The sequence below is a fragment of the Devosia sp. genome (genome assembly GCF_017307565.1).
Taxonomy (GTDB): domain Bacteria; phylum Pseudomonadota; class Alphaproteobacteria; order Rhizobiales; family Devosiaceae; genus Devosia.
In genome coordinates this window covers 1-3,288 of sequence record NZ_JAFKHD010000295.1, presented here as the reverse complement: position 1 = coordinate 3,288, position 3,288 = coordinate 1, and the positions used below count along the sequence as shown (strand labels likewise).

General features: G+C 62.4%; 5 protein-coding genes. 1 reads left to right on the top strand and 4 read right to left on the bottom strand.

The window, feature by feature from the left end; translation table 11 throughout:
* The coding region (locus J0I64_RS08875) for a MetQ/NlpA family ABC transporter substrate-binding protein (RefSeq protein ID WP_291407258.1) at positions 1 to 336 on the top strand (336 nt) is incomplete at its 5' end.
* 135 nt (positions 337 to 471) lie between these two features.
* Here J0I64_RS08875 and J0I64_RS08870 read toward each other — a convergent pair.
* From J0I64_RS08870 to J0I64_RS08855, 4 genes are all read right to left on the bottom strand, one after another.
* Positions 472 to 1,377: an ATP-binding cassette domain-containing protein gene (locus J0I64_RS08870; protein WP_291407256.1), complete on the bottom strand. Its 906-nt coding sequence runs from the start codon at positions 1,375 to 1,377 to the stop codon at positions 472 to 474.
* On the bottom strand, positions 1,374 to 2,192 hold the full coding sequence (locus tag J0I64_RS08865; protein WP_291407254.1) for an ABC transporter ATP-binding protein: 819 nt from the start codon (positions 2,190 to 2,192) through the stop codon (positions 1,374 to 1,376). Before J0I64_RS08865 ends, J0I64_RS08870 begins: the two co-directional genes overlap by 4 nt.
* Positions 2,189 to 3,076 carry an ABC transporter permease gene (locus J0I64_RS08860; RefSeq protein WP_291407252.1) on the bottom strand — a complete coding sequence of 296 codons (888 nt, stop codon included), beginning with the start codon at positions 3,074 to 3,076 and terminating at the stop codon, positions 2,189 to 2,191. Before J0I64_RS08860 ends, J0I64_RS08865 begins: the two co-directional genes overlap by 4 nt.
* 3 nt (positions 3,077 to 3,079) lie before the next feature.
* Positions 3,080 to 3,288, bottom strand: a 209-nt coding sequence (locus J0I64_RS08855) for an ABC transporter permease subunit (protein WP_291407250.1), incomplete at its 5' end; no start/stop codon positions are given.

Here is a 3,288-nt window from a genome sequence, read left to right as displayed (position 1 = left end):
GAAGGCGTTGGTACCGCGACGAGCGTCGCTGACATCGTCGGCAACCCCAAGAACTTTGAGATTCTCGAAGTCGACGCTGCCCAGTTGCCGCGCGTTCTGCCTGACGTCGACGCCGCTGGGATCAACACCAACTATGCCGAACAGGCTGGCCTTGATCCGGTCAACGACCCGATCCTGCGCGAAAGCCCGAAGGGTCCGTATGTGAACGTGATTGCCGTTCGCACCGAAGACAAGGACAAGCCGTGGGTGAAGGCGCTGGTCGATGCGTACCACTCAGATGAAATCCGCACGTTTGTTGAGACGACGTTCAACGGTGCTGTGCTGGCTAGCTGGTAAGCGTCCGTCCTCGTCATTGCCGGGCTCGTCCCGGCAATCCATCTCGCCTTCGCATGGACCACCGGGACAAGCCCGGTGGACGACGGGGGAGGTGGCAGTTGATCCCCGCGAAAGCGGGGATTTTTGTTTCTATGCTTATTCCGGCATCGGCCGGATGAAGTGGTTCTTTGCGACTTCCCGCGTTTCCGGCTGTGGTAGCGCCGACTGGCGGCGGATGATTTCGATCCGGTTGAGTTCTTCGGAGAAACGCGTGTCCGAGAAGCGGCGGTCTGGGTCGGGGACCGCGGACAGAAGAAGCCGCGTATAGGGGTGCTGGGGATTGGTCAGCACGCTTTCGGTGTTTCCCCATTCGACGATCTGGCCGGCATACATGACCATGATGTCTTCGGCGACATAGCGCGCCGTGGCGATGTCGTGGGTGATGTAGAGCAACGCCAAGCCCAGCTGGGCCTTCATGTCATTGAGAAGATTGAGAATGCCGAGGCGGACGGAGACGTCGAGCATCGAGGTCGGCTCGTCGGCGACGATAACCTGCGGATTGACCGCCAGGGCGCGGGCGATGCTGATGCGTTGGCGCTGGCCGCCGGAGAGTTCATGCGGATACTTTGGCATCAGCAGCGCCGGGTCGAGTTTGACGCGGGTGAGCAGTTCCTCGATGGCGGCGGTGCGCTCTTTGGCGTTCAGCTTGGGCTGATGGAGGCGCAGCGGGCGCTCGAGATGGTAGCGGATCGTGTGGGTGGGGTTGAGGGCCGCGAAGGGGTCCTGGAACACCATCTGCACCGAGGCGCGATAGGCTTTCAATGCCTTGGCGTTCGCTTTGCCGAGGGGCGTGCCGCGGAAGAGCAGCTGGCCTTCGTCGGGCGTATATTCGCGCATGATAAGGCGGGCGGCGGTGGTCTTGCCGGAGCCGGATTCGCCGACCAGCGCCAAAGTGCGGCCGGCATGGAGGCCGAAGGAGACCGAGCGGGCGGCGTAGACGGGGTTGTCGCCGCGGCCAAAAGTCTTGCTGACATTGTCGAGGGCGAGGATGGCGTCGCTCATGACTGGGCTCCCTCGCGGATCTGTTCGCCATGCAGTTTCGGCATCGAGGCCCAGAGGCGCTTGGTGTAGGCGTGCTGGGGCGTGCGGTAGATGGTCTGAGCGTCGTTGACTTCCACCAGCTCGCCTTCGAGCATGATGCCGATGCGGTCGCTGACCTGCACCATCAGGCCGAGATCATGGGTGATGAAGAGCACGGAGAAACCGAGTTCTTTGCGCAAGACGTCGATGCGCTGCAGGATTTCGCGCTGCACCACCACGTCGAGGGCGGTGGTGGGCTCGTCCATGATGAGGAGCTTTGGATTGAGCGCGAGGCAGATGGCGATGACGATGCGCGGGCGCATGCCGCCCGAGCACTGGTGCGGATAGGACGAGAGGCGGTCGGGCGAGATGTCGACGAGTTTTAGCAGTTCGGCGGCACGGGTGCGGGCTTCGGCGCGGCTGATGCGGCTGTGGGCTCTGAGGACGTCGTAGAACTGGGTCTCGATTGTGAGAACCGGATTGAGCGAGTTCATTGCGCTCTGGAACACCATGGCGACCTCGCGCCAGCGGAAGCTGCGGAGTTCGTTGTCATCGAGCGCCAAGACATCGCGGCCGCCGACAAGGATTTGGCTGCCCTTGCGGATGAGGGCAGGGGGGCGGTGGAGGCGGCTGACGGCGAAGGCGATGGTCGACTTGCCGCAACCGGACTCGCCGGCAAGACCAAAAAACTCGCCGGGGGCGATGTCGAAGCTGACATCCTTGACAGCGTGGAAGTCCTTTTCGGCGCCGATATAGTCGATGTTGAGATTGCGGATCGAGAGGACTGGATCGGTCATAGCTTGCCCTCTCCGATACGGACCATGCGGGTCCAGCGATTGAGCATGCCGCCCGTACGCAAGCGCGGATTGGCGATTTCGTCGATGGCGAAGTTGATGAGCGCGAGGCCAAGGCCGAGAACGGCGAGGGCAAAGCACGGGGCGAGGAGATCCCACCAGGCGCCGACCGAGAGGGCCGAGGCGTTCTGGGCATTGTAGAGCATGATGCCCCAGGAGACGGTGTTTGGATCGCCGAGGCCGAGGAATTCCAGGGTCGCTTCGGTGATCACGGCGAAGATGACACTGCCGATGAAATTGATGCCGACGATGGAAATCAGGTTCGGGAAAATCTCGAAGGCCATGATGCGCCAGCTCGGCTCGCCCAGCATTTCAGCCGATTTGACGTAGTCGCGCTGGCGGATGGAGAGGGTTTCCGAGCGGGTGACGCGTACGCCCCAGGCCCAGGAGGTGAGGCCGAGGATGACGGCGATCACCAGCGGGCTCGCCTGGCCGATAAAGGCGGCGAGGACGAGCAATAGCGGCAGGTTGGGAACGACCAGAACCATATTGGTGAAGAAGTTGATGACCTCGTCGACGACGCCGCCCTTGTAGCCGGCAATGATGCCGAGGACGGTGCCGATGAGGGTGATGGCAAGGCCGGCGCCGAACCCGACGGCGAGCGAGACGCGGGCGCCGTAGACAAGGCGGGCAAAAACGTCGTGGCCGAGACGGGTCGTGCCCAGCCAATGTTCCCATGAGGGCGCCTGGTGTGGACGGCCGACGCGCTTCACCGGGCTATATTCGGTGAGGAAGGGCGCGAAAATAGCGACGAGGACAACGATGAGAAGGATGGTGATACCCACCATGGCCTTCTTGTTGCTGAGCAGCTGGCGGAAAAGCGTCATGGCTCAGGCCTTCTTCAAACGGGGGTCGAGCAGCACATAACTGAGATCGACGACGAAATTGGCGATGAGCATGGCGGCGGTCATGATCAGGAGCTGGCCCTGGATGACCGGATAATCGCGGGCGATGATGGCCTGGTAGAGCGTGTTGCCGAGGCCGGGATAGTTGAACACCACTTCGGTAACGAGCGAACCGCCGAGCACGGTGCCGAGCG

Bases quoted from the DNA above. Each gene is read 5' to 3' on its own strand.
- J0I64_RS08870 (WP_291407256.1), bottom strand. From the start codon at position 1,377: ATGAGCGACGCCATCCTCGCCCTCGACAATGTCAGCAAGACTTTTGGC.
- J0I64_RS08865 (WP_291407254.1), bottom strand. From the start codon at position 2,192: ATGACCGATCCAGTCCTCTCGATCCGCAATCTCAACATCGACTATATC.
- J0I64_RS08860 (WP_291407252.1), bottom strand. From the start codon at position 3,076: ATGACGCTTTTCCGCCAGCTGCTCAGCAACAAGAAGGCCATGGTGGGT.